Raw genomic sequence first — 25,152 nt, 5'->3', positions numbered from 1 at the left:
GAGAGGGCAGTTCTGCAGGCTCGCCGCGGCGCGCTGCATTCGTGCCCTCTCGCGAGGGAGTGGGGTCAGCCGGCGGTGCGACCGCGGGCGAAACCGGCGTCGAAGCCGCGCTCGTAGGCGCGCTCCCCGTGGTGGTGGGGGCGGCGGTGGCCGGGGGCGCCGTGGCCGGCGTGCGCGTGCGCACAGTGGTGGGGATCGGGCGCGAAACCGGGCCCGAAGCCGCCGCCGTGTCCGGATCCGCCCCGCGGGCCGAAGCCGGGTCCGAACCCGCCGCGTCGGCCGAAGCCTCCGCGCGGCATGCGCCGGCCTTCTTCCCAGCCCAGCTCGCGGGCGATCGCTTCGAGCGAGGCCATCGTGGTGGCGTACTCCTCGGGTGAGACCGCGCCGGCGACGCGGGAACGGATACCGTCCACCACCTCGCTGAGCTCGTCTCGGGCGGCGCGCCCCTCATCGGTGAGCGCCCAGGTGCCGTCGCCGTTCTCCACAGCCCAGCCGCGCTCTTCCAGGCGGCGCAAGCGCTTTCCGCGGCGGACGAACCGCTCGGCGAACGCCGGAAGCTCGACCTCGCCCGAGAGCGCATTCAGCAGCATCCAGTCGCGCCGGTCGATGCCGGCGCCGTCGAATGCGGCGGAGAACTCGTGGGTGATCAGGGCGTCGACGGTGCGCAGCCAGAAGCCGAGCGGTCGCCGCCCGGTCGAGGCGCCTTCGCCGGAGGAGTCGTTTTCATAGTCGTTGTCATCGGTGTTCATGTGAATCCTTTTGTCGGGCGGCGTGGACCCGCCGCAGGTACATGTCATAACGCATGTATATGTAGTGTGACATGGAATGGAAGAACATGTCAACTCACATGTAAATTCGATGCATGACCTCAGCTGCGGACTCGGCCGACGCGATCGCCAACGCCCTTGCGCGCCTGCGCGGGCGACGGATGCCGAGGCCGCCGTGGGAGGGCGGTCACGGCGGCGGCCATCCGCATCACCACCCCGGCTGGCAGCGCGGCGGGATGGGCGGGGGCATGGGTGGTCCGCCCCCGTGGGTCGCGGGACCGCGACTGGGGGGACCGGCGCGATTGCGCCTGCTCGAAGCGCTGGCCGCGGCATCCGGCCCCCTTTCCGTCAGTGAGATCGGCGATGCCGTCGGGGTCGATCAGCCCCGGGCGTCGCGTCTCGTGCAGCAGGCGGTCGAGATGGGACTCGTGCGACGGGAGGCCGACCCCGACGATGCCCGGCGCACCCGTGTCGCGCTCACCGACGAGGGGCTGAGGCTCGTGCGGGGATTCCGCGGCGAGCGGCGCACCGCGATCGACGCGGCGCTGAACTCGTTCACGGATGCCGAGCGCGCCGAGCTCGCGCGGCTCCTCACGAAGCTCGCCGACGCCTGGCCCGCCTAGCCGCGCTCAGGACCGCAGGCGCTCCTGCACGGCCTTGACCGGGATGAGCAGCGCGAGACCGACGGCGAGCACGAGGACGATCCCCAGGATGCCGAAGTACGCCGCCCCGCCGATCGTGACGAAGATCGCGAACATCGTCGGCGCGAGGAACGACACGGCGCGGCCTGTCGTCGCGTAGAGCCCGAACACCTCGCCCTCGCGCCCCGGCGGGATGATCCGGGCGAGGAACGTGCGCGAGGCGGACTGCGCGGGGCCCACGAACAGGCACAGCGCGAGTCCCGCGGTCCAGAACACGATCTGCCCGCCGTCGTGGAGGAAGAACACCAGGAGCCCCGACACGATGAGTCCGATGAGCGCCGCGACGATCACGGGCTTGGCACCCAGCCGGTCATCCAGGGCGCCGACGGCGATCGTGGAGACGCCGGCGACGACGTTCGCGGCGATCGCGAAGATGATCACCTCGCCGGGGGAGAACCCGAAGACGGATGCCGCCAGAACGCCCCCGAACGTGAAGACGCCCGCGAGCCCATCGCGGAAGACCGCGCTCGCGAGCAGGAACCACACGGTGTGTCGCGCTTCGCGCCACAGCCGCGCGATGTCGCGTCCGAGGCGGGCATAAGAGGCGAAGAAGCCGACCTTCTCGCGCTTCGCTCCGGTTCCGCGGTACTCGGGGACGGCGAACAGCACCGGCAGGGCGAACAGCCCGAACCAGATCGCGGAGACGATCATCGCGACCCGGACGGGCAGCCCGTCCTCGTCGGGCACGCCGAACAGCCCCTGGATGAAGCCGAAATAGACGATGAGCAGCAGCACGATGCCGCCGATGTAGCCCATGCCCCACCCGAAACCGCTCACCCGCCCGATCGAGCGCGGCGTCGAGACCTGGGAGAGCATCGCGTTGTAGTTGACCCCGGCGAACTCGAAGAACACGTTGCCGGCCGCCACCAGCAACAGTCCCAGCCAGAGGAAGGACGGGTCGGGCTGCACGAAGAACATCGCCGCGGTGAGTGCCACGACGACGTACGTGTTCACCGCGAGCCAGAACTTGCGACGGCCCGACGTGTCCGAACGCTGGCCGGTGACGGGGGCGAGGAGGGCGATCAACAGGCCGGCGGCCGCGAGTGCCCAGCCGAGCTGGGCCTCGACCGTGCCCTCCGGTCCGAAGCTCGATCCGGTGAGGTAGACCGTGAAGACGAACGTGGTGACGACGGCGTTGAAGGCCGCGGATCCCCAGTCCCAGAGCCCCCACGCGAGCACGATGCGCTTGCGGGTCGTCGCCGGTCCTTCCGCCCCGATCGCCGTCGCCAGCGCGTCGGTGGGCGTCACCCCCGCGAACTGCGGCAGATCGGGCTTCATGCGAGGGACGTCCGGTTCGTTCATGTCGGCCATGCTGGAGCCCTTCGGTGAACGGCGGGTGCGTCGGGTCACCCGGCCGCGACGATGCGGTGTGTCGGGGCCAGGCTACAGCCGGGGGGACGGCTGCATCATGCCGTGACGGATGCCGCGGCATCCGGTGCCATGATGGACGCATGCCCGCCCACGTCGAGCGTGCCGACCTGCCCGGAATCGGAGTGCGGCACGACATCCTCACCGATGAGGGACGCCGTCTTTCCGTCGTCAACTTCCGCGACGGCGGCCGAGAGCTCGCGCTCGCCGACGAGGACGACCCGGACCGCGCGGCCGAGACGATCTCCCTCACCGACGACGAAGCCACCGCGCTGTCGGAGGTGCTCGGCGGATCACTGATCCTCACCCAGCTCGCGGGGCTCCGCGACCAGCTGTCCGGGCTGTACACCGAGCAGATCCCGGTGCGCGCGGACTCGCCGTTCGTCGGCCGCCCGCTCGGAGACACGAAGGCCCGCACCCGCACCCGCTGCTCGATCGTCGCGATCGTGCGCGAGAGCGGCGTCCTGCCCGCGCCCGAACCCGCCGACAAGCTGGCCAGCGGGGACACGCTCGTCGCCGTCGGAACCCGCGAGGGCCTCGACCTCCTCGTGCGCATCATCGCGACGGGCTGACCGGACCATGGAACACGGCGCGCTCGTCCTCATCGAGATCGGCGCGCTTCTCCTGGGCATCGGCCTGCTCGGCCGCCTCGCCGGCCGGCTCGGCATCTCGTCGATCCCGCTCGTGCTGCTCCTCGGACTCGTGTTCGGGGACGGCGGGTTCCTCCCCATCAACGCGGGCGAGGAGTTCATCTCGGTGGGCGCCGAGATCGGGATCATCCTCCTGCTGCTCATGCTCGGACTCGAGTACAGCGCGGGTGAGCTCGTCAGCAACCTGAAGGCGTCGAAGGTCGCCGGACTGCTCGACATGGTGCTGAACGCGACGCCCGGCGTCCTGCTCGGGCTGCTCCTCGGGTGGGGGTGGGTCGCCGCGATCGCTCTCGGCGGCATCACCTGGGTCTCCTCCTCGGGCGTGATCGCCAAGCTTCTGCAGGATCTCGGGCGCCTCACGAACCGCGAGACCCCGACGATCCTGTCGATCCTCGTGATCGAAGACCTCGCGATGGCGTTCTACCTGCCGATCCTCACCGCGCTGCTGGTCGGGATGGACCTCGGCGCCGGCCTTGCGACGGTGCTGATCGCCCTCGCGTCGGTGCTCGTGATCCTCTACCTGGCGCTCCGGCACGGCGCGGTCGTGTCGCGGCTGGTGTGGTCGCGCAGCGCGGAGGTTCTGCTGCTGACGGTGATGGGTCTGACGCTGCTGGTCGCGGGACTCGCGGCCGAGGTCAAGGTCTCGTCCGCGGTCGGGGCGTTCCTGGTGGGCATCGCGATCTCGGGTCCGGTCGCCGAGCACGCGGCACGGCTCCTCACGCCACTGCGTGATCTGTTCGCATCGGTGTTCTTCCTCTTCTTCGGTCTGTCCACCGACCCGGCGGATCTCCTGCCGATGCTGGGCCCGGCGATCGTGTTGGCCGTGGTCACGATGGCGACGAAGGTGGCGACCGGATACCGCGCCGCGCGCCGGGCGGGGATCGCGGAGGCGGGGCGCTGGCGCGCCGGCTTCGCGCTCACGCCGCGCGGGGAGTTCTCGATCGTGATCGCGGGGCTCGCGGTCGCGGCGGGCGTGAATCCTGCGCTCGCCGCACTCGCGACCGCGTACGTGCTCATCACGATCGTCGTCGGTCCGATCCTTGCCCGCGTGCCCGACACGAAGGCGTTCAAGCGCTGGGCGAAGGGACGCCAGCAGCAGCGCCGAGCGCGTCAGGCCGCCTGAGGCGTGGTCAGGGGCGGGTCGCCTCCTCGAGCAGCTCGAGGACGTGGCGGTAGTCTTCGCCGGTCGCCCGCGTCATCCCGATCTCACACGTCCGATTGCACGACGCATGGGCGTCGCCGGCGAGCTCCCGCACTTCGGCTGCCTCGGCGGCCGTGGCCGATGCCGTCAGCTCGGGGTGCAGCATCCCACGGTCGCCGGCGAAGCCGCAGCACCCCCACGCATCCGGCACCGTGGTCCGCGTCGCCACGGCCGCGCCGATCGTCGCCAGGGCGGGGTCAAGGCCCATCTGCGTGGACGAGCACGTCGGATGAAGCACGAGCGAGTCCACGATCGGCTTCACCGACCCGAGGGAAGGAAGCACCGTTCGCGCGATGAAGGCGACGGCGTCCTCGGTCGGAAGGTCGAGGTCCGCATCCTCGAAGATGTGCGTGAACCCCTCCGTGCAGCTGGCGGCGTCGCTGACGATCGGCAGCCGCCCGCCGTTCGACGCGGCCGTCACCGCGGCGATCACGCGGCGCGCCATCGTCTCCCGCCCGCCGGTGTATCCCTTCGACGTCCACGGCGTGCTGCAGCAGAGGGCCTCGACACCCTCCGGCACGATCACCCGCACGCCCGCACGCTCGATCAGCCGCACGAACGCCTCGGTCACACCGATGCCGCCAGCGGCGGGCCCGAACATGCTGTTGACGCACGCGGGGATGAACACCGCGATCGGCCCGGCATCCCCCGAGCCGATCAGTCCGGCCCGCGGGCCTCGCGCGGGGCCTCCGGGCGGTAGGTCGCGTGAATACGCGGGGACGGTGTCCGCCCCGAGCACCCCGCGGCCGAGGCTCGTCGCCGCGCGGACCGCGCCGACCGGCATCCGATCGGCCCCGGTGAGAGCCATGGATCCCGCGCGGGTGACCGGACCCCAGGCCTTCGCGGCCGCGCCCCACCCGGCCGCGAGCACGGGGTTCTGATTCTCGCGGCGCAGTCTCTTCACGAGCGCGCCGGTGTTGATGAGCACGGGGCAGGCGGTCTGGCACATGCCGTCCACCGCGCACGTGTCCACGCCCTCGTAGTCGTAGTCGCCCTCGAGGTCGCGCGCGAGGGCCTCGTCTCCGGCCGCCCGGGCGCGCTGCATCCCCCGCCGCACGACGATGCGCTGCCGCGGGGTGAGGGTCAGATCCTTCGAAGGACAGGCCGGTTCGCAATACCCGCACTCCACGCACCGATCGGCCTCCGCCTCGATCGGCTGCGGCTGCTTGAAGTTCTGCAGGTGCGCCGCCGGGTCCTCCTCGATGATCACGCCGGGGTTCAGGATGCCGCACGGGTCGCACAGCCGCTTGATCTCGCGCATGACCTCGAAGAGCTCGTCGCCGTACTGCCGTCGCACGTACGGGGCCATCGCCCGGCCCGTGCCGTGCTCGGCCTTGAGGTTTCCGCCCGCCTCCAGCACCAGGTCCACCATCGCCTCGGTGAACCCGGAGAACCGCCCCATCGCCTCGTCGCCCTCGAACCGGTCGGTGAGCATGAAGTGGATGTTGCCGTCCTTCGCGTGGCCGAAGATCACGCTGTCGCCGTACCGGTACTCGGCGAAAAGCTCCTGCAGCGAGGCACACGTCGGCGCGAGCGCCGGGACCGGCACGACGATGTCCTCGAGGAGCGCCGTGGTGCCGCTCGGGCGGGCGCCGGCAACCGAGGTGTACAGACCTTTGCGCAGCTTCCACGCGAGTGCGCGCTCCGCGGCATCCTGCGACAGGGCGGCGGGGGTGCGCAGTGGCAGCTCGGAGAGCAGATCCGCACCGCGCGCGACGAGCTCGTCGAGCTCGCCTTGCTCCGCGGCCTGGTATTCGATCAGCAGCGCGGCCTCGGAGGCGACCTCGAACCCACGGATCTGCGGGGGCGCGTCGGCGAGACCCTGACCGACGCGGAGACTCGCGGCATCCATGAGCTCGAGCGTCGCGGCGCGCGACGAGACGAGCGCGGGGAGTGCCCGGGCTGCGTCATCCAGGTCGGCGAAGACCGCGAGCGTCGTCGCGACCTTCGGCTTGATCGGCACCGTGCGGTAGGTCGCCTCCGCCACGAACGCGAGCGTTCCCTCGCTGCCGACGATCAGATGGCTGAGGATCTGGACCGGGCTCTCGAAATCCAGGAACGCGTTGACCGCGTACCCCATGGTGTTCTTCATCGAGAACTGTCGGCGAATCGCCTGCACCGATGCCGGGTTCCGCGTCACCCTGCGCTGCAGGCGCAGGAGTCCCTCGAAGAGCTCGGGCTCGGCGTCCCGCAGCCGCGCGTTCGCGTCCGGATGACTCGTGTCGACGATCGTCCCCGAGGGCAGCACGAAGACGAGCGACTCGAGAGTGCGGTACGTGTTCTCCACGATGCCGCAGGCCATACCGCTGGAGTTGTTGGCCACGACGCCGCCGATCGTGCAGGCCACTTCGCTCGCCGGGTCGGGGCCGAGGCGGTGGCCCGTGGGGGCGAGGCGGGCATTGACCTGTCGGACGGTCGCGCCCGGCTGCGCGCGGACCCGGGTGCCGCCGTCCAGCACGTCGATCCGCCGGAACGCCTTCCGCGTGTCGACCAGAACCCGATCTGTGCTCGCCTGCCCCGACAGGCTCGTGCCTCCGGAGCGGAACGTCACCGGGGTGCCGGTATCGCTCGCCCATCGGAAGACGTCCGCGACGGCTGCGGGGTCCGCCGCGATGATCACCGCATCCGGCGTGAGCAGGTAGTGCGAGGCGTCGGACGCGTACGCGACCCTGTCGATCGCGCGGGTGCTGAGGTTCGCCGGAGGTTGAGTGTCCCCGACGCGCCCTGACTCATGCCGGGCGAGCGGCGTGTCCTGGACACTCGGCCGCCGGGTCGATCTCAGGCTCACGGCGCGACCGGGACCATCCAGCCGAGGATCGGCGTGGACTGCAGATAGATGAAGGCGGTGAAGACGGCCAGCAGGCCCAGGCTCCACCAGATGAGGCGGCGGAAGAGGTCGCCCTCCTTGCCCGCCATTCCCGCGGCGGCGGCGGCCACCGCCAGGTTCTGCGGCGAGAGCATCTTGCCGAGCACGCCCGCCGAGGAGTTGGCGGCGGCGGTCAGGATCGGGTTGATGCCGACCTGCTCGGCGGTCGTGGCCTGCAGGAGGCCGAACAGCGCATTGGAGGAGGTGTCCGATCCCGTGATCGCGACGCCCAGCCAGCCGATCATCGGCGAGAGGACCGCGAAGAACGCGCCGGTGGCGGCGAGGGCGGCCCCGAGGCTCTGGGTCTGCCCGGACAGGTTCATCACATAGGCGAGCGCCAGCACCGCGGTGACGGTGACGATCGTGAAGCGCAGCTGGTGGAGGGTCGCGCCGTAGGCGCGAACGGCCTCCCGGGCGGAGAGTCGGTACAGCAGGGCGACGATGATGCCCGAGATGAGCAGGAGCGTGCCGCCGGTGCCGAGGATGTTGAGCTTGTAGGCGGTTCCCACCGGGTTGCCTGCGGCATCCGTGATCTCCAGACCCGGCCACGGGAAGGTCACCGTCGTGGCGTGGGCGAGGAAGTCCTTCACGATCGGGATCTGGGAGATCGAGAAGATCACGATGATGACGACATAGGGCATGACGGCGTTCCACGTCAGATTCGCCGTCGTCCGAGTGGACTGGTCGATCTTGCGGCCGGCGATCACCTGGACCGAGGTGGTGGTTCCCGAGACGGATGCTGAGCCCACCGCGTCGGCCTCATCGGCGGCCCGCTCGAAGACGACGGTGTGCGAGGGCTTCCAGACGCGCAGCATCAGCAGGACCGCGATCACCGTCACGACGGAGGCGACGACATCGGTGATCTCCACGGCGATGAAGTTCGAGGTGATGAACTGCGAGATCGCGAAGGCGAGACCGGCGACGACGGCGACCGGCCATGTCTGACGGACGCCTCGCCTGCCGTCCACGATGAAGACGAGGATGAGGGGGACGAACATCGCGAGGAACGGCGTCTGCCGACCCGCCATCTGCGAGAGCAGGTGGATGTCGATGCCCGTCACGCCGGACAGCGCGATGATCGGCGCGGCCATCGCGCCGAACGCCACCGGAGCGGTGTTGGCCAGGAGGGAGACGACAGCGGCCTTCACCGGCTTCATCCCGGCGGCGATCAGCATCGCGATCGAGATCGCGACCGGAGCCCCGAAGCCGGCGAGGGACTCCAGCAGTGCGCCGAAGCAGAACGCGATGAGGATCGCGAGGATGCGCTGGTCGTCGCTGATCGCGCGGATGCGGTCGCCCAGGACCTCGAACCACCCGGTGACGACGGTGAGCCGGTACAGCCACAGCGCGTTGACCAGGATCCAGAGGATCGGCACGATGCCGTACAGCGCGCCCTCGAACGTCGCGCTGAGAGTCTGGATAGGCGGCATCCGCCACACGAGCACCGCGAGCAGGATCGACATCGCCAGGCCGATCAGGGACGCCTTCCACGCTTTCACCCGGAACACGCCGAGCAGGACGAACAGGGTCGCCAGGGGGATCACCGCGACGAGGGCGGACATCACGAGCGACCCGAATACGGGATCCAGGATCTGTTGGAACACGGCCACTCCACTCGGCTTCGAGTCGGCCCGCGCGATGATGCGCTCGCCGCCGCGACCATCGCGGTATTGATATATTGTCAGACAAGTGCACCTGCTTGTCAAGACTTCATGTCTCTCATTCGTCGTAGAATGGGCTTCGGATCGGTGTTCGCTCCAGAATCGGTCCGCCGACTCAGGAGTGCGAATGCCCAGAATCGCCGTCGTCTCGATCATCGACGCCGTGACCGAGGACCTCCGCCGGCGCGTGCTCGCCGGAGAGCTCGAGCCCGGAACACCGCTCGCGGAGGTCGAGGTCGCCGACGAGTACGAAGTCGCCCGCCCGACAGCGAAGGCGGCGATCGAGAACCTCGTCCGAGAGAGGCTCTTCGAGCGCAGCGCCCACAAGACCGCGCGCGTCGTGCGGCTCACTCCGGCTGACGCCCGCGACATCTACCGCACGCGTCACGTGGTGGAGTCCGAGGTCGTGCGCACCCTCGCCCGCGAGGGACGCGTGCCGGAGGGGGCCCGGGAGGCCAACCGCGACATCGCCGCGCTCGTCAACGCCTCGCCGCGCGAGATCATCGAGCCGGACATGCGCTTCCACCGGAGCCTCGTCGATGCGCTCGGCAGTGAGCGCACGAGCCGGCTGTACGACGCTCTCGCATCCGAGGTCGTGTTCTGCATGTCTCAGATCCAGGGCGCGGCTCTGCTGTCGACCGAGGTGATCGCGGGCGAGCACGACGAACTCCTGCGGCTGATCGAGGCGGGTCGGGGCGAGGAGGCGGCGGTGCTCCTGGCGACCCACATCGGCCGAGCCCGCGAGAAGCTCGCCGAGCGACTGGGTGGGGAGCCCGGCCCCGAGGCGTTCGCGCCCGGCGTCGGCGGCTGATCTCAGCCGCGCCACTCGGAGGCCAGGACCGCGTAGATGCCGGTGTCGGCCCACGCGCCCTTGAACCACATGTGCTCGCGGAAGTGCGCCTCATGACGCATCCCCAGGCGCAGGCAGAGGGCGACGGATGCCGCATTCCGCGGATCCAGCTCGGCGTACACGCGGTGCAGACCGAGCTCGCCGAACGCCAGGTCGAGCATGAGCGCCGCAGCCTCGCGCGCGTACCCGTGACCCTGTGCGGACGGGGCGAGCAGCCATCCGATCTCGGCGGTCGCATCCTCGGTGCTCGTGATCTTGAAGTAGATCGTGCCGATCAGTCGGCCGTCGGCATCCTGGATCGCCGGCTGGACGAAATCGCCCGCCTCGGCCAATCGGGTCCCCGCGGAATCACGGGCGAGCACCTCCTGCACCTTCTCCCGGCTCCGCGGCTCGTAGAGCAGGTACCGGCAGACCTCGGGATCGGACTGGATCGCGAACAGCGCGTCGAGGTCATCGGGGCGCAGCAGATCCAGGTGCACGCGGTCGCCGTGCAGCGGAGAGAAGTTCCAGGGGAGTCCCATACCGCCATCCTGGGACTTGAGTCCAGTCATATCAAGTTCATTTGACACGTTCGGCGACCCTCGGTAGGGTTGAGTCATCGCGGCTCAACCTGTCGGATCCGCGAGCGGACTTCACCACGAACCCCGGGGTCGCAGACCCCTGACACAAGGAGAGAACACATGCCCCGTGCTGTTGGAATCGACCTCGGAACCACGAACTCCGTGGTCAGCGTCCTCGAGGGCGGCGAGCCCAAGGTCATCGCGAACGCCGAGGGCTTCCGCACGACGCCGTCGGTGGTCGCCTTCACGAAGGATGGCGAGGTACTGGTCGGCGAAACCGCCAAGCGCCAGGCCGTCACGAACGTCGATCGCACGATCTCGTCCGTCAAGCGCCACATGGGCACGACGTGGTCCTTCGACGTCGACGGCAAGAAGTGGACGCCGCAGGAGATCTCGGCCCGCATCCTCGGCAAGCTCAAGCGCGACGCCGAGGAGTACCTCGGTGACTCGGTGACGGATGCCGTCATCACGGTCCCCGCGTACTTCAACGACGCCGAGCGTCAGGCCACGAAGGAGGCCGGCGAGATCGCGGGCCTGAACGTGCTCCGCATCATCAACGAGCCCACCGCTGCGGCCCTCGCGTACGGCCTGGACAAGGGCAAGGAGGACGAGCTCATCCTCGTCTTCGACCTCGGTGGCGGAACGTTCGACGTGTCGCTGCTCGAAGTGGGCAAGGACGACGACTTCTCGACGATCCAGGTGCGCTCCACCGCCGGTGACAACCGCCTCGGTGGCGACGACTGGGACCAGCGTCTGGTGGACTACTTCATCAAGCAGTTCAAGGACACGACGGGCGTCGACGTCTCGGGCGACAAGATCGCGCTGCAGCGCCTCAAGGAGGCCGCGGAGCAGGCGAAGAAGGAGCTCTCCAGCTCCATGTCGACCAGCGTCAACCTTCCGTACCTGTCGCTGACCGACAGCGGCCCGGTGTCGCTGTCCGAGACCGTGACCCGCGCGAAGTTCGAGGACCTGACGAAGGACCTGCTGGACCGCACGAAGAAGCCGTTCGAAGACGTGATCCGCGAGGCCGGCATCAAGGTCGCCGACATCGACCACGTCGTGCTCGTGGGTGGTTCCACCCGCATGCCCGCCGTCGCCGAGCTGGTGAAGAAGGAGGCCGGCAAAGAGGCGAACAAGGGCGTCAACCCGGATGAGGTCGTCGCGGTGGGCGCAGCCCTCCAGGCCGGTGTCCTCAAGGGCGAGCGCAAGGACGTCCTGCTGATCGACGTCACCCCCCTGAGCCTCGGCATCGAGACCAAGGGCGGCATCATGACCAAGCTCATCGAGCGCAACACGGCCATCCCGACCAAGCGCAGCGAGACCTTCACCACCGCCGACGACAACCAGCCGTCGGTCGCGATCCAGGTCTTCCAGGGCGAGCGCGACTTCACGCGCGACAACAAGCCCCTGGGCACGTTCGAGCTGACCGGCATCGCGCCGGCTCCGCGCGGCATCCCGCAGGTCGAGGTCACGTTCGACATCGACGCGAACGGCATCGTGCACGTCTCCGCGAAGGACAAGGGCACCGGCAAGGAGCAGTCGATGACCATCACCGGCGGCTCGTCGCTGCCGAAGGAGGACATCGAGCGCATGGTCCGCGAGGCGGAGGAGCACGCCGCCGAGGACAAGAAGCGCCGCGAGTCCGCCGAGGTCCGCAACCAGGCCGAGACGCTCTCCTACTCGATCGACAAGCTCATCAAGGAGAACGAGGACAAGCTGCCCGAAGAGGTCAAGAACTCGGTGCAGGCCGATGTCGACGCCCTGAAGGCCGCGCTCGCGGGCGAGGACGACGACGCGGTGAAGACCGCGTACGACAAGCTCAACCAGAGCCAGTCCCAGCTCGGCGAGGCGATCTACCAGTCGTCGCAGGCCGCGGGCGAGACGCCCGACCCGGCCGCGAACGAGCCCGGTGCCGGCAACGTCCCCAACCCCGAGGAGGACGTGATCGACGCCGAGGTCGTCGACGACGAGGACGAGAACGAGAAGAAGTAGGACCATGACGGAGAAGAACTTCGAAGACCCGCAGGGCGACGAGGTTCGACCGGACGACGAGGGGTCGGAGGCGCAGGTCTCCGACCCCGAGTCGCAGGACGAGCTCACCGTCGACGACATCCTGGGCGCCGCACAGAACGCCGACGCCGCGGCGGAGGACGCCGTGATCGCCGACCTCGAGTCCGCCCTCCTGGTCGACCTGAAGCGCCTGCAGGCCGAGTATGCGAACTACCGTCGCCGCACGGAGGAGCAGCGCGAGCGCGAGATCGAGCGGGCCAAGGGCGAGGCCGTCAAGGGTCTGCTTCCGGTGCTCGACGACCTCGACCGCGCCACGAAGCACGGCGATCTCGTCGAGGGCACCGCCTTCGCCGCGATCGGCGACAAGGTGCGCGGCGTCGCCGAGCGACTCGGTGTGACCTCCTACGGCGAGGCCGGGGAGGCGTTCGACCCGCAGCAGCACGAGGCGATCTTCCAAGCGCCCACCCCCGGCGTGACCGAGCCGACGATCCTCGAGGTCGTCGAGGTCGGCTACCGGCTGGGGTCGGTCGAGCTGCGTCCGGCCAAGGTCGTCGTCGCGGTGCCGGCAGAATAACCGAGGGAGCACCGTATGGCCAGTCAGGACTGGTTCGACAAGGACTTCTACAAGACCCTCGGCGTCGACAAGAGCATCAGTGACGCCGATCTGAAGAAGACCTATCGCAAGCTCGCGCGCACGTATCACCCGGACTCCAATCAGGGCGATGCGAAGGCGGAGGCGAAGTTCAAGGAGATCAGCGAGGCGTACTCGGTGCTCTCCGACGCCGAGCAGCGCAAGGAGTACGACCAGATCCGCGCGATGGGCGCGGGTGCTCCGCGCTTCACGGCGGGCGACCAGCCCGGCGGGTTCGAGGACGTCTTCAGCATGTTCGGCAAGGGTCGCGGCGGTCGCCAGCAGTCCCCGCAGGACTTCGACGACATCTTCAGCATGTTCAACCAGACCCAGGGGGGCGGCTTCGGCTCAGGCCGGTTCGGTCAGTCCACCGGCGGATTCCGTGGGTACGGCGGTCCGCAGCGCGGCGCCGACGTGACCGCGCGCACCACGATCGACTTCCTCACCGCCACGCGCGGCGAGACGATCACGCTCCAGGGCGAGGACGGTGCTCCGTTCAAGGTGAAGATCCCGGCCGGGGTCTCCGATGGGCAGAAGATCCGCCTGCGCGGCCGGGGTCGCCCCTCGCCCGACGGCGGGGAATCCGGCGACATCGTCGTCCAGGTCGCGGTGCGGCCGCATCCGGTGTTCACCCGCGACGGGTTGAACCTGCGCGTGACCGTCCCCGTGACCTTCACCGAGGCGGCCCTCGGCGCCACGATCGAGGTCCCGACGCTCGGCGGCGACCCGGTGAAGCTGCGCGTCGCTCCGGGCACGCCATCCGGCCGCGTTCTGCGCGTGAAGGGGCGGGGCGTCGAGACCGCGAAGGGCACCGGCGACCTGCTCGCCGAAGTGCAGGTCGCGGTCCCGTCGCACCTCGACGAGGCGGCTCGCGAAGCGCTCCAGCGCTTCCACGACCTCGAGCCCAAGGAGAACCCCCGCGCCGACCTGATGAGCAAAGCGCGCGGATGACATGATGCTGGCAGACGCCGGCGCGAGGAGGTGACACGGGATGCCGCAGGAACGAGAGATCGATGAGGATGCGCCGATCTTCGCGATCGCCGTCGCCGCCGAACTCGCCGGGATGCATCCGCAGACCCTCCGCCAGTACGACCGGCTGGGGCTCGTCGTCCCCGCCCGCACCCAGGGCGGCTCGCGCCGCTACTCGACGCGTCACGTCGAGCAGCTGCGCGAAGTCGCCCGGCTGTCCTCGGACGGCATGAGCCTGCCCGCGATCGCGCGGATCATCGAGCTCGAGAACCACGTGCAGGAACTGCGCGTCCGGGTCCGCGACCTCGAGGCGCGCATGCGCGCCGAGCTCGAGAATCGACCAGGTGCGCGGGTGTTCGCCGCCGGTGCGACCGGATCGGTCATCACCTTGAAGCAGGGTCGCCGCGTGCGGCGCGCGACCGACATCGTCATCTGGCGCCCGCGGCTCGCGCTCGAGCAGGATCCGGCGGACGGCGCGGAGGGCTGATGCGGCGCGCGCTCGTCGTGCGCGGCGGATGGGAAGGCCATCAGCCTGCCGAGGCGACCGAGATGTTCGTGCCGTTCCTGCGGGAGCACGGGTTCGCCGTGCGGGTGGAGGAGTCGACGGAGGTTTACGCGGACACGGCTGTGATGGCGGATGCCGATCTGATCGTGCAGTGCGTCACGATGTCCTCGATCACGCGCGAACAGGTCGCGGGTCTCCGCACCGCCGTGGCGTCCGGAACCGGGTTCACCGGCTGGCACGGCGGCATCGCCGACTCGTTCCGCGAATCGGCCGACTATCTCCAGCTCGTCGGCGGGCAGTTCGCGGCGCACCCCGGCCTGGACGGTGAGTACGCGGTGTCGCACGAGATCGCCTTCACGGAGCTCGGACGGCGGCATCCGATCACCGGCGGGCTGGCGGACTTCACGCTGCGCACCGAGCAGTACTGGGTGCTGACCGACGACCTCAACGATGTGCTCGCGACGACGACGCATCCGGCGCGCGCGGGCGAGCCGTGGCAGCGGGCGGTGACGGTCCCGGCGATCTGGACGCGGGAGTGGGGTGCCGGCCGCATCGTCGTCTGCACGCCCGGCCACGATCTCGATGTGCTCGCGCACCCGACGGTGCGCACGGTGATCGAGCGCGGCATCCTCTGGGCCGCCCGCCCCGCCCGCTGACCGCGTCCGCGCCCCTTCCCTCCGCCGAGGTGGTGGGTCTTCCGCGAGGTGGTGGGTCTTCCGCCGAGGTGGTGCCTCTTTCGCCGAGATGGTGGGTCTTTCGCCGAGATGGTGGCCCGTCGCCCGAGCCCCAGCGGGTCGCCACCGCCCTGTCGAACGCCGCCCCTAGAGTGCAGTCGTGACCATCGCGAACGCCGTGAAGGCGCCTGATCCGGCCAAAGGGGAGACCGAGGCCACCCAGCGCTGGTCGCGGATCACCTACTGGCCGCTCGCGGTCGCTGCCGCGGTGTTCCTCGTGACCTACACGGTGCACGTCGTCGGCGAGGTGCAGGGCGATTGGTCGATCCTCACGACGGCGATCATCGCCCTGATCTGGCTCATGTTCATCGGCGAGTATCTCGTCAAGCTCCGGCTGTCCGATCCGCGCCGGGTCTGGTTCCGCGCCCACAAGTTCGAGCTCCTGCTGGCGCTCATCCCGGCGCTGCGCCCGGTGCGGCTGCTGGACGCGGTGACCCGGCTGCCGCAATTCACGCGGACCGCCGGCAACTCCATCCGCGCGCGCCTGCTGACCTACGGTGTCGGCTCGGCGCTGCTGCTCGTCTGGTACATCTCGCTCCTCGTGCTGCAGGCCGAGCGCGGCGCACCGGGGGCGACGATCGACTCGTTCGGGGATGCCGTGTGGTGGGCCTTCTGTACGGTGACCACCGTCGGATACGGGGACCTCGTGCCCGTCACGATCTCCGGACGCTGCGCCGCGGTCGTCCTGATGGTCGGCGGTGTCGTGCTCGTGGGCCTGGTCGTCGCGACGATCTCGTCGTGGGTGGTCGAGCGGGCCTCGCGCGGCCACGAGGATGAGATGCCCGCGAGTCGCGCGGATGTGAAGGCGCTGACGGTGCAGCTGCAGGCAGCGGCCGCGCGGGTCGCCCGCGAACGCTCCGGCGACAGCGGGCAGGACCAGCCGTGAGTCTCTTCGGGCGCCCGGCACCCGCCGTTCCCTCCCCTCCGGTCCTCTCGCCGACACTCCGCGTACTGATCGGGCTGGCGGCGACGGTCATCGCGCTCGCCGGCCTGTTCTTCGCCCGCGAGCTCGTCGGGCCGCTCGTGCTCGCGGCGGTCATCGTGATCATCTGCCATCCCGTTCGGCATCCGCTCGAGAGATGGGGATGGCCGAGCTGGGCGGCGACGACGGGCGTGATCGTCGTCGCGTACCTCATCCTCGGCGTGCTCGGCGTGCTGCTGTTCTTCGCGGGGACCCAGTTCGTGCGCCTCGTGGCCGACTACACCGACGAACTGCAGGCGACCGCGCAGACGGTCGTGACGTGGTTGGGGTCGCTGGGCCTGGATCAACAGGCGTCGGATGCCGCGGCATCCGCTCTGCAGCCGGCCACGATCGTGAACTTCATCGCCTCTCTCGGCGGAACGGCGCTCGGCATCCTGACGGCCCTCTTCTTCGTGCTGGCATACGTGATCTTCATGGCGGCGGACGGTGCGCGCTACAGCCGCGCCGAAACGGTCTTCGGCGCAGCCGCGCGGCCGACCGTGAAGAGGTTCCGCGCGTTCAACACCGGGGTGCGACGGTATTACGTCGTCAACGCGAGCTTCGGTGCGGTCGTCGCGATCATCGACGGACTGGCGCTCTGGGCGCTCGGGGTACCGGCGCCGGCGGTCTGGGCGATCCTCGCGTTCGTGACGAACTTCATCCCGAACATCGGATTCGTGATCGGCCTCATTCCGCCCGCCCTGCTGGCGCTCGTGGTGGGCGGCTGGCCGCTCGCGCTCGCCGTGATCGCGATCTACTGCGTCGTGAACGTGACGCTGCAGGTGCTCGTCCAGCCGAAGTTCGTCAGCGACGCGGTGAGCCTCAGCCTGACGCTGAGCTTCTTCTCGGTGATCTTCTGGACGTTCGTCATCGGGCCGCTCGGGGCGATCCTCTCGATCCCGCTCACCCTGCTCGTGCGCGCGCTCGTGCTGGAGGGCGACCCGGGCGCGCGGTGGCTGCGGTGGCTGTCCGGGGATACGCCGCCCTCCTGACCCGGTTTCTTCCACCCGCCGACGTGGTGGTCTTCTGCCGAGGTGGTGGTTCCTCTGCCGAGGTGGTGGTCTTCTCACTGAGATGGTGGTTCCTTTGCCGAGGTGGTGGTTCCTTTGCCGAGGTGGTGGTTCCTTTGCCGAGGTGGTGGTTCCTTTGCCGAGATGGTGGTTCCTTTGCCGAGATGGTGGGCACAATCTCGGCGCAGAACCCACCATCTCGGCGGAGGAAGCACGATCTCGGCGGGCGGGGGTTCACCCCTCCGGCATGAGGCACCGGAGCGGGGCGCACGCCTAGCCTGGCGCCATGTCCGACCCTGCCGCCCGCCCGCCCGTGCCCGTCGCGGATGCCGCCCTCGCCGTCCCCGAGCGGCGGGGGATCCGCGCCCTCGTGGACCGACCGCTCGTCGTCGCCTTCATCGCCACGCTCGGGGTGCTCGGCGGGCTCATCCTCGGGTCGGCGATCGCCTCCATCACGACGATCCTGTTCTACATCGTGCTCGCGCTGTTCGTCTCGCTCGGCCTCGACCCGATCGTGCGGGTGCTGGAGCGGCGCGGCGTGAAGCGGGGGACCGGCATCCTGATCGTCTTCGTCGCGTTCGCGCTCCTCATCGCGGCGTTCTTCGTGTTCGTGCTGCCGCCGATCCTCGCCCAGGTCGTCGAGTTCGTCCGCTCGTTCCCCGAGGCGCTGATGCAGGCGCAGCAGTCCGCCTGGTTCCTGGCGCTGCCACCCGACCTGCAGGATGCGATCGCCGTGGCCACCGCCGAGGTCGCCGCCGCCCTGCGGCAGCCCGAGACGATCGCGGCGATCAGCGGGGGAGCGCTCGCCGTGGGCGTCGGCGTCGTCGCGGCGATCTCGGCGGGGTTCATCATCGTCGCGCTCACGCTGTACTTCCTCGCCTCCCTCACGGGAATGAAGCAGGCGCTCTACAGCCTCGCTCCGGCCTACAGCCGCCCCCGCCTGAGCGACATGACCGAGCGGGTCACCGCGTCGGTGGGCAGTTCGCTGCTCGGCTCGGTGACGCTCGCACTGATCAACGCCGGCGTCGTGTTCGTCCTGCACCTGCTCATCGGTTTGCCGTACCCCGCACTGATGGCCTTCATCGCGTTCGTGCTCACCCTGATCCCGCTGTTCGGCTCCGTGATCTTCTGGGTGTTCGGCACGCTCATCGCCCTGATCTCCAGTCCCACCCAGGCGCTCATCTTCGGCATCGCCTACCTGATCTACATCCAGATCGAGTCCTACGTCATCACGCCACGCGTCATGACGCGCGCCGTCGCGATCCCCGCCGCCCTCGTCCTGATCGGCGCGATGGTGGGCGGCACACTCGCCGGGGTGATCGGCGTGCTCGTCGCGCTGCCGGTCATGGCATCGCTGCTGCTGATTCTCCGCGAGATCGTCGTCCCGCGGCAGGATGCGAAGACCCTCGCTTCACCTCCGCCGGGTGATGCCGCACCCGACCCCCTCGCAGGAAGCTGACCGACATGGCTGACACCTCCGCTCCCACCCCCGACGTCGACCGGACGCACCTGCCGATCCGCGACGCGGTCTTCGCCGGCAAGATGGGCCGCACTCTCGATGCCTCCGTTCCCGACTGGGGAATCGTGCAGGACGTGCAGCCGCCCGCCGGTGCGCCGAACGTGCTCGTCGTGCTGATCGACGACGCCGGCTACGGCCAGGCGTCGACGTTCGGCGGGCCGATCGCCACGCCGAACCTCTCGAAGCTCGCGGACGGCGGACTGCGTTACACCGGTCTGCACACCGCCGCGCTGTGCTCGCCCACGCGCGCGTCGTTGCTGACCGGCCGCAATCACCACCGCGTCGGCTTCGGCTCGGTCGGCGAACTGTCCGGACCGTTCCCGGGGTATTCGGGCGTCGTGCCGAAGGACTGCGCGCCGTTCCCGAAGATCCTGCAGCAGAACGGCTACTCCACGGCGGCGATCGGCAAGTGGCACCTGACCCCGAGCCGTGCCCAGGGCCCCGCGGGCCCGTTCGACCGCTGGCCGAGCGGCTGGGGCTTCGACTACTTCTGGGGATTCCTCTCCGGCGAGTCCGGCCAGTACGACCCGATGATCTACGAGAACGACGCGGTCGACCAGGCCTACGGCGGCCCGACCGACCGGGACTTCTACCTTCCCGACGCCCTGACCGACAGGGCGATCGCGTGGCTGCACGGCACGCGAGCGCACAAGGCCGACAAGCCGTGGTTCATGTACTACGCCACCGGCTGCGCGCACGCGCCGCACCACGTCCCGGAGGAGTGGTCGGCGGCGTACAAGGGCATGTTCGACGACGGCTGGGACGTGTACCGCGAGCGCACGTTCGCCCGGCAGAAGGAGCTGGGCGTCGTCCCCGCCGACGCCGAGCTGACCCCGCGCGACGACGCGTTCCCGGCCTGGGACTCGCTCACCGACGACGAGCGGCGCCTCTACGCCCGCCAGATGGAGGTGTACGCGGGCTACCAGGAGAACGCCGACCACAACGTCGGGCGCCTGTTCGACGAGATCGAGCGCATGGGCGAGTGGGACGACACGCTCGTGATCTACATCTGGGGCGACAACGGCGCGTCGCTCGAGGGCACGCTCACGGGCTCGTTCAACGAGCTCACGATGCAGAACGGCATCCCGCTCACGGGTGATCAGCAGCGCGCGCTGATCGACGCGTACGGGGGCCTGGACGCGTGGGGCGGTCCGGACACCGCGCCGCACTGCTCGGCGGCGTGGGCCTGGGCGGGGAACACCCCGTTCCAGTGGGGCAAGCAGGTCGCCTCCCACCTGGGCGGCACGCGCAACCCGATGGTCGTGCGCTGGCCGGAGCGCATCACGGACGCGGGGGCGGTGCGCGGGCATTTCGCCCATGTCAACGACATCGGGCCGACCGTGCTCGATGCGGCCGGCATCCCGGTGCCCGAAACGGTCGACGGGATCGCGCAGGTGCCGATGGACGGATCCAGCTTCGCCGCGTCGTTCGCGTCCGCCGACGCGCCCGAGCACCATCGGCAGCAGTACTTCGAGATCTACGGCAACCGCGGCATGTACAAGGACGGCTGGTGGGCGTCCTGCATGCTGCCGCGCATCCCGTGGGATGCGACGCCGAACACGATCCGGCGCTTCGCGCCCGGGGTGTTCGACCCGGACGCGCTCGAATGGGAGCTGTACCACCTGCCGGAGGACTTCTCGCAGGCCCGCAACGTCGCCGCCGAGCACCCCGAGAAGGTGAAGGAGCTCGCCGACCTGTGGTGGCAGGAGGCGGAGGACAACAAGGTGCTGCCGCTCCTCGGCGGCATGTCGGCGTTCTTCGGGATCGTCCCCCCGCTGCGCCGGCAGACCCGCTGGACGTACTGGGGTGCGGACGTGCAGAACTCGCCGGCGGGCATCATGCCGCCGATCATGAACCGCTCGTACTCGATCACGGCCGAGCTCACCGTTCCGCCCGAGGGCGCGGATGGGGTGATCGTGGCGGCGTTCGACCACCTCGGCGGCTTCAGCCTGTTCGTCGACGGCGGCGTGCTCCGCCACACCTACAGCTTCATGGGCGTCGAGGTGTATCACCAGCAGGCCGATCGTCCGTTGCCGACGGGCGAGGTCACCGTCCGGCTCGATTTCGAAGCGGATGCCGCCGTCATGGCGCCGGCGGGTGCGCTGACCCTGTGGATCGGTGACGAGCTCGTCGGCGAAGGGCGTCTGGAGCACACCGTGCCGATCATGTTCAACGGATACTCCGGCATGGACATCGGCCGCGACAACGGCGAGGTCGTCGACCCGGTCTACGCGGACCGCGCTCCGTTCGCGTTCGCGGGCGGGATCCACCGCGTGGACTTCGACGTCCGACAGCCCGGCCGCCGCGAGGAGGCGGCGCTGCACCACGCGGAGGTCGCCGGGCAGCACGCCCGGCACATCGAGTCGTGACCTCCAGGCTCAGGCGCTGACGAGGCCGAGCTGGGTCGCGTGCTGGACCGCCTCGGACCGCGAGGTGACCCCGAGCTTGCGGTAGACCGACCGCGCCTGCGTCTTGATCGTGTTGCGCGACAGGTGCAGGCGGTCGCCGATCTCCTCGAACGACAAGTGGCTGGGCAGCAGGGGCAGGAGGCGCAGCTCGGCGCTCGTGAGCAGGCTCGCGCCGACAGCGTCGGTGCCCCCGAGGGGGCGCAGAGCGGCCGCGAGGTCGGCGGCCTGCCTCTTCAGGATGCCGGTCTCGGCGAGCCCGCCGAGGATCTCCTCCGCTTCGGCGAGCACGAGGCGGGCTCCCGCCGGATCCCCGAGCGACGCGGTCGCCCGCGCGATCCGCAGCCGCACCTGGACCGCGAGCCACGGCAGCTCGCGGCCGAGCGCGGCGCGATAGCCGTGGGCGCGCAGCAGATCGCGGTGCGCGGCATCCTTGTCCCCGGCGATCGCCGCCGCCTCCGCCCGCAGCGCGTACCCGAGGGCGGCGTGCGGATAATGGGTGAACGGGCCGCCCTCCGCCGCATCGACGGCGTGCGCGATCGCGTCGGCGCTCACGCGCCCGGAATCCAGTTCGATGCGCTCCGACAGCGCGAGCATCAGGGCCGGCGTCGCGCGCAGCTCGGCGCTCACGTGCGCGGCCTCCTCGAGGAGCCGGTGGGCGGCCCGGGCATCGCCGCACAGCCCCGCCGCGATGCCGCTCATCATGAGGACGGGCGCGCGCCAGGGGCTGGATTCCTTCACCCTGACCCGCGCGGCCTCCGCATCGCGCCGCATCCGCTGCACGCCGTCTGCGCACAGGTGGGCGCGCAGCGCGAGGAAGGCGACCTGCTCGTCGCCGTCGCCGAACGAGTGGACCTGGTAGAAGTCGCCCGCCGCCTTGGTCCACCGCCGTGCGCACACCTCGTCGCCGGTCATCATGCCGGCGTACGCGAACATCGTGGCCAAGTAGCCGTGCGTGATGGCGATGTCGGGGCCGATGGCGTGGATGATCCCGACGATCTCCTCGAGCTGTCCGGCGTAGAACATCGGGAGGACGACCTCCGAGAGCAAGTGCAGTGCCTGCTCCCGGTCGCCGTTCGCCAGTCGCAGCGCGAGGGCGGTCCGGGCGTCGCCGTGGGCGGCGAGCCAGTCGGCGCCGACCGTGCGCAGGCGCTTCGCCTCGGTGGGGTCACGGCGGTCCAGCTCGGCCGCGAGCGCTTCGCGCGCGAGGGGGAGCCAGCCGAACCTGCGTCCCTCGCGGTCCAGGGCGCTCACGAAGAGGTGCTCGCGCTCGAGTCGCTCCAGGAGCTCCTGCGAATCGCTCGACCCGCGCACGGCGTCGCACAGCGGACCGCTGAGCTCGTCGAACGGTGCGCAGTGCAGCAGGAAGCCTGTGAGCTCGTCGCCCAGGTCGTCCAGGACCTCGGACTGCAGGTAATCGCGGACCACGCGATCCGCCCCGGTGAACTCGGGGTCCTCGTCGCCGCTGCGACGGCCGAGCGCCACGCGCGCCAGCTGGAGTCCCGCCGCCCACCCGCGCGTGCGGCGCAGGACACGACGAAGCTCCTCTTCGCCCACGTGCCCGCCCAGTACCTCGCGCGCGGCGCGTTCGTCGAGGGCGAGGTCGGCGTCGGAGAGGTCGACCAGGTCGGGCCGGAGCCGCATCGCCGTCAGCGCGCGCCGGTCAACGGCCCGACCTGAGACGACGACGGCGATCCCGGGCTGCAGCGTGAGCTCGGCGAGGGAGCGGACCACGAACGCGCCGCCGTCGGGATGCCGGTGCACGTCGTCCAGCACGACGACGACGGGCCCGGTCGCCCCCGTGACGATCGCGACCGCGTCAGAAGCGTCCGCCGCGGCCAGCCGGATGAACGGGCGGGAGTCGGCGGCCTCCCACTGACGCAGCAGAGTGGTCTTGCCCGCACCGGCAGTGGCGATCAGGGCGACGAAGCCGTCGCGGCCCACGAGAGCCTCGTTCAGCGGTCGCTCGACCATGGAGCGGAGCATGGCGGTCCCTTTCCCCCGGAAGCGCACGTCACCTGCGGCGTCGATGGCCGCAGGCATACATTAGCCGGTGCTGCTAGGGCTCGATGCGCAGGACGTCGGGGGTCTCGCCGAGTGCGACGTCGTCGCTGATCCGAAGGCTCCGGGCGAGCTCGTCCACGGCTCCGATCACCGTGCCGAACCGCTCACGGTCGCTGCACACCGCCGTCACGGTCACGAAGTGGGTGCCGGTGTCCCACGTGTAGGTCGCGAACGGCGGGGTGCGCGGATCTTTCGGCAGCGGCATCGCGAGTTTCTCGCCGACGCCGAGGTAGGTCCCGCGGAACGTCTCGGTGTCGTCGTACTCCATCGGCATGCTCGCCCGGGCGGCGCGCAGCTGCGCGGTCGCCTCCTGCACCTGCGCCATCACCACGAGAAGCTCGGGATCGGCCTTCCACACCCAGACGAGGACGCGCCCGGCGGCGCGGCGCATGAGGAACGGCGTCGCCTGGCTCATCGCCCACGCCGCGAGTCCCCCACCCGGGCGGGACTGCACGCCGAGGGCCTGATTCGCCTGTGTCAGGAGCATCCGGATCGCGGCTTTGCGATGGCGCCGCCCGCCGAAACCGAACGAATCGGTGACCGCCACCCAGCGGGTCTTGTCGGCGTCTGCCTGCAGTCGGGCCATGCCTCCAGAGTAGGTGAGACCCCTATGCAGACGCTGGGGGAGTCAGACGTCCCGCGCGCAGCGGAAGCCGATGTGCGACATCCCGGTGTCCTCCGCTTGCGGGGAGCGGGCCGCGGGCCGGAATCGCACGCAGTACTCCATCGCGCACAGCTGCGATCCGCCCTTGAGCACGCGCCGCGGCGTGCGGAACCCGGGCTCGGCGCTCGCCGTCGCGAGCAGGTTCGTCCGCCTGCCGGCATCCACGGGGCGGTCGGACAGGCGCAGGTGCCGCGGGGTGTAGTAGTCGCTCGTCCACTCCCACACGTTGCCGATGAGGTCGACCGCGCCGTAGGCATTCGGCGGATACGTCCCGACCGGCGCGGTCCCTCCGCCGAAGTCCCCTCGCGCGTCGTACGGGAAGTGGCCGATCCACGTGTGCGCCTGCGGGATCCCGCCCGGGAAGGGGTCATCGCCCCACGCGTACCGCGTTCCCGACGTACCGCCCTGCGCGGCGAACTCGTGCTCGACCTCCGTGGGCAGCCGCTTGCCCGCCCAGGCGGCGTAGGCCTCGGCATCCGCGAACGCCACATGGACCACCGGATGCCGCAGCCGCTCGTGGATGCCCGAGCCGGGTCCCTGCGGGTGGCGCCATGAGGCGCCCGGCTGCCAGCGCCACCAGGCGCGCCAGTCCGACAGGTCGACCGGTCCGGGGGTGGGCGTGAAGACCATGGACCCGGGCGCGAGCTCGGCGGGGGACAGGTTCGGGAACTCCGCCGCATCGAGTCCGCGCTCGGCGATCGTCACGTACCCCGTGTCGGCGACGAAAGCCGCGAACTCCTCGTTCGTGACGGGATGCCGGTCGAGGTCGAATGCGGCGACGTCGCGCTCGTGCACGGGCCGCTCGTCGGGGTAGAAGTCCTCCGACCCCATCAGGAAGGCGCCACCGGGGATGCGCACCATGTCGTCGGCGGGGCGCTCTGCGGGCATGCAGCCAGGGTAACGGGGGAGCGCGTGCGGCCCGTCTGCGCGTGCTGCGGTGAAGGGCCGGGGAGAAATCGCGTCATGCGGCGCTCGGTGCGCGGCAACAGGTCGATATCGCCCCGGTGTTTCACGCGGTGCGGCGGTCCGGCCCGCGTCCAGGGGCCGGAAAGGGCG

21 protein-coding genes are annotated in these 25,152 nt (G+C 70.1%); 13 read left to right on the top strand and 8 right to left on the bottom strand.

What is annotated here, in order from left to right:
• Window positions 1-65: 65 nt before the first annotated feature.
• Entirely contained in the window at window positions 66-749 is a 684-nt protein-coding gene (locus AB0P18_RS01510) for a hypothetical protein (RefSeq protein WP_344050508.1), read from the bottom strand.
• A gap of 113 nt (window positions 750-862) precedes the next feature.
• Here AB0P18_RS01510 and AB0P18_RS01505 point away from each other — a divergent pair, with 113 nt between their 5' ends.
• Window positions 863-1,390, top strand: a complete 528-nt coding sequence (locus AB0P18_RS01505; RefSeq protein WP_344050506.1) for a MarR family transcriptional regulator — start codon at window positions 863-865, stop codon at window positions 1,388-1,390.
• 6 nt (window positions 1,391-1,396) lie between these two features.
• Here the strand turns inward: AB0P18_RS01505 and AB0P18_RS01500 are convergent, their stop codons facing one another.
• Entirely contained in the window at window positions 1,397-2,779 is a 1,383-nt protein-coding gene (locus tag AB0P18_RS01500) for an MFS transporter (protein ID WP_344050504.1), read from the bottom strand.
• 140 nt (window positions 2,780-2,919) lie between these two features.
• Here AB0P18_RS01500 and AB0P18_RS01495 point away from each other — a divergent pair, with 140 nt between their 5' ends.
• Both AB0P18_RS01495 and AB0P18_RS01490 read left to right on the top strand, forming a co-directional pair.
• The gene (locus AB0P18_RS01495; protein ID WP_344050502.1) at window positions 2,920-3,408 is read left to right on the top strand and encodes a TrkA C-terminal domain-containing protein; all 489 of its coding nucleotides are present in this window, start codon (window positions 2,920-2,922) and stop codon (window positions 3,406-3,408) included.
• A gap of 7 nt (window positions 3,409-3,415) precedes the next feature.
• Window positions 3,416-4,609 carry a cation:proton antiporter gene (locus AB0P18_RS01490; RefSeq protein ID WP_344050500.1) on the top strand — a complete coding sequence of 398 codons (1,194 nt, stop codon included), beginning with the start codon at window positions 3,416-3,418 and terminating at the stop codon, window positions 4,607-4,609.
• 7 nt (window positions 4,610-4,616) lie between these two features.
• Here the strand turns inward: AB0P18_RS01490 and AB0P18_RS01485 are convergent, their stop codons facing one another.
• Entirely contained in the window at window positions 4,617-7,475 is a 2,859-nt protein-coding gene (locus tag AB0P18_RS01485; RefSeq protein WP_363358596.1) for an FAD-binding and (Fe-S)-binding domain-containing protein, read from the bottom strand.
• On the bottom strand, window positions 7,472-9,157 hold the full coding sequence (locus AB0P18_RS01480) for an L-lactate permease (protein ID WP_363358595.1): 1,686 nt from the start codon (window positions 9,155-9,157) through the stop codon (window positions 7,472-7,474). Before AB0P18_RS01480 ends, AB0P18_RS01485 begins: the two co-directional genes overlap by 4 nt.
• Window positions 9,158-9,341: 184 nt before the next feature.
• On the opposite strand from AB0P18_RS01480, the gene AB0P18_RS01475 reads away from it, so the two are divergent.
• Entirely contained in the window at window positions 9,342-10,025 is a 684-nt protein-coding gene (locus tag AB0P18_RS01475) for a GntR family transcriptional regulator (protein ID WP_344050497.1), read from the top strand.
• Window positions 10,026-10,027: 2 nt separating this feature from the next.
• Here the strand turns inward: AB0P18_RS01475 and AB0P18_RS01470 are convergent, their stop codons facing one another.
• The gene (locus AB0P18_RS01470; RefSeq protein WP_363358594.1) at window positions 10,028-10,585 is read right to left on the bottom strand and encodes a GNAT family protein; all 558 of its coding nucleotides are present in this window, start codon (window positions 10,583-10,585) and stop codon (window positions 10,028-10,030) included.
• Window positions 10,586-10,744: 159 nt separating this feature from the next.
• Between AB0P18_RS01470 and dnaK the strand changes: the two genes are divergently transcribed.
• From dnaK to AB0P18_RS01425, 9 genes are all read left to right on the top strand, one after another.
• Window positions 10,745-12,616, top strand: coding sequence for a molecular chaperone DnaK (gene dnaK / locus AB0P18_RS01465; protein WP_344050493.1), 1,872 nt, complete (start codon window positions 10,745-10,747; stop codon window positions 12,614-12,616).
• Window positions 12,617-12,620: 4 nt separating this feature from the next.
• Window positions 12,621-13,208, top strand: coding sequence for a nucleotide exchange factor GrpE (locus tag AB0P18_RS01460; RefSeq protein ID WP_344050491.1), 588 nt, complete (start codon window positions 12,621-12,623; stop codon window positions 13,206-13,208).
• Between the two features lie 15 nt (window positions 13,209-13,223).
• Window positions 13,224-14,216, top strand: a complete 993-nt coding sequence (locus AB0P18_RS01455) for a DnaJ C-terminal domain-containing protein (protein ID WP_363358593.1) — start codon at window positions 13,224-13,226, stop codon at window positions 14,214-14,216.
• Window positions 14,217-14,256: 40 nt separating this feature from the next.
• The gene (locus AB0P18_RS01450) at window positions 14,257-14,721 is read left to right on the top strand and encodes a MerR family transcriptional regulator (protein ID WP_344050488.1); all 465 of its coding nucleotides are present in this window, start codon (window positions 14,257-14,259) and stop codon (window positions 14,719-14,721) included.
• On the top strand, window positions 14,721-15,395 hold the full coding sequence (locus AB0P18_RS01445) for a ThuA domain-containing protein (RefSeq protein WP_363358592.1): 675 nt from the start codon (window positions 14,721-14,723) through the stop codon (window positions 15,393-15,395). Before AB0P18_RS01450 ends, AB0P18_RS01445 begins: the two co-directional genes overlap by 1 nt.
• A 178-nt stretch (window positions 15,396-15,573) precedes the next feature.
• Window positions 15,574-16,359, top strand: a complete 786-nt coding sequence (locus AB0P18_RS01440; protein ID WP_363358591.1) for an ion channel — start codon at window positions 15,574-15,576, stop codon at window positions 16,357-16,359.
• Window positions 16,356-17,426: an AI-2E family transporter gene (locus AB0P18_RS01435; protein ID WP_363358590.1), complete on the top strand. Its 1,071-nt coding sequence runs from the start codon at window positions 16,356-16,358 to the stop codon at window positions 17,424-17,426. Before AB0P18_RS01440 ends, AB0P18_RS01435 begins: the two co-directional genes overlap by 4 nt.
• 304 nt (window positions 17,427-17,730) lie before the next feature.
• A complete protein-coding gene (locus tag AB0P18_RS01430; RefSeq protein ID WP_363358589.1) occupies window positions 17,731-18,903 on the top strand; it encodes an AI-2E family transporter in 1,173 nt (390 codons plus the stop codon).
• Between the two features lie 5 nt (window positions 18,904-18,908).
• Window positions 18,909-21,332: an arylsulfatase gene (locus tag AB0P18_RS01425; protein WP_363358588.1), complete on the top strand. Its 2,424-nt coding sequence runs from the start codon at window positions 18,909-18,911 to the stop codon at window positions 21,330-21,332.
• Between the two features lie 9 nt (window positions 21,333-21,341).
• Here AB0P18_RS01425 and AB0P18_RS01420 read toward each other — a convergent pair whose 3' ends face one another.
• The 3 genes from AB0P18_RS01420 to AB0P18_RS01410 all read right to left on the bottom strand — a co-directional run bounded on the left by AB0P18_RS01420 (window position 21,342) and on the right by AB0P18_RS01410 (window position 24,957).
• Window positions 21,342-23,354, bottom strand: a complete 2,013-nt coding sequence (locus AB0P18_RS01420; RefSeq protein ID WP_363358587.1) for a LuxR C-terminal-related transcriptional regulator — start codon at window positions 23,352-23,354, stop codon at window positions 21,342-21,344.
• A gap of 73 nt (window positions 23,355-23,427) precedes the next feature.
• Window positions 23,428-24,018 carry a hypothetical protein gene (locus tag AB0P18_RS01415; RefSeq protein ID WP_363358586.1) on the bottom strand — a complete coding sequence of 197 codons (591 nt, stop codon included), beginning with the start codon at window positions 24,016-24,018 and terminating at the stop codon, window positions 23,428-23,430.
• 42 nt (window positions 24,019-24,060) lie between these two features.
• Window positions 24,061-24,957: a formylglycine-generating enzyme family protein gene (locus AB0P18_RS01410; protein ID WP_363359097.1), complete on the bottom strand. Its 897-nt coding sequence runs from the start codon at window positions 24,955-24,957 to the stop codon at window positions 24,061-24,063.
• Window positions 24,958-25,152: the final 195 nt, after the last annotated feature.

It is taken from the genome of Microbacterium sp. NPDC064584 (assembly GCF_040687315.1).
Lineage (GTDB): Bacteria > Actinomycetota > Actinomycetes > Actinomycetales > Microbacteriaceae > Microbacterium > Microbacterium lacus.
The sequence above is the reverse complement of the archived record's forward strand: the minus strand, read 5'-3'. Positions and strand labels throughout refer to the sequence as shown.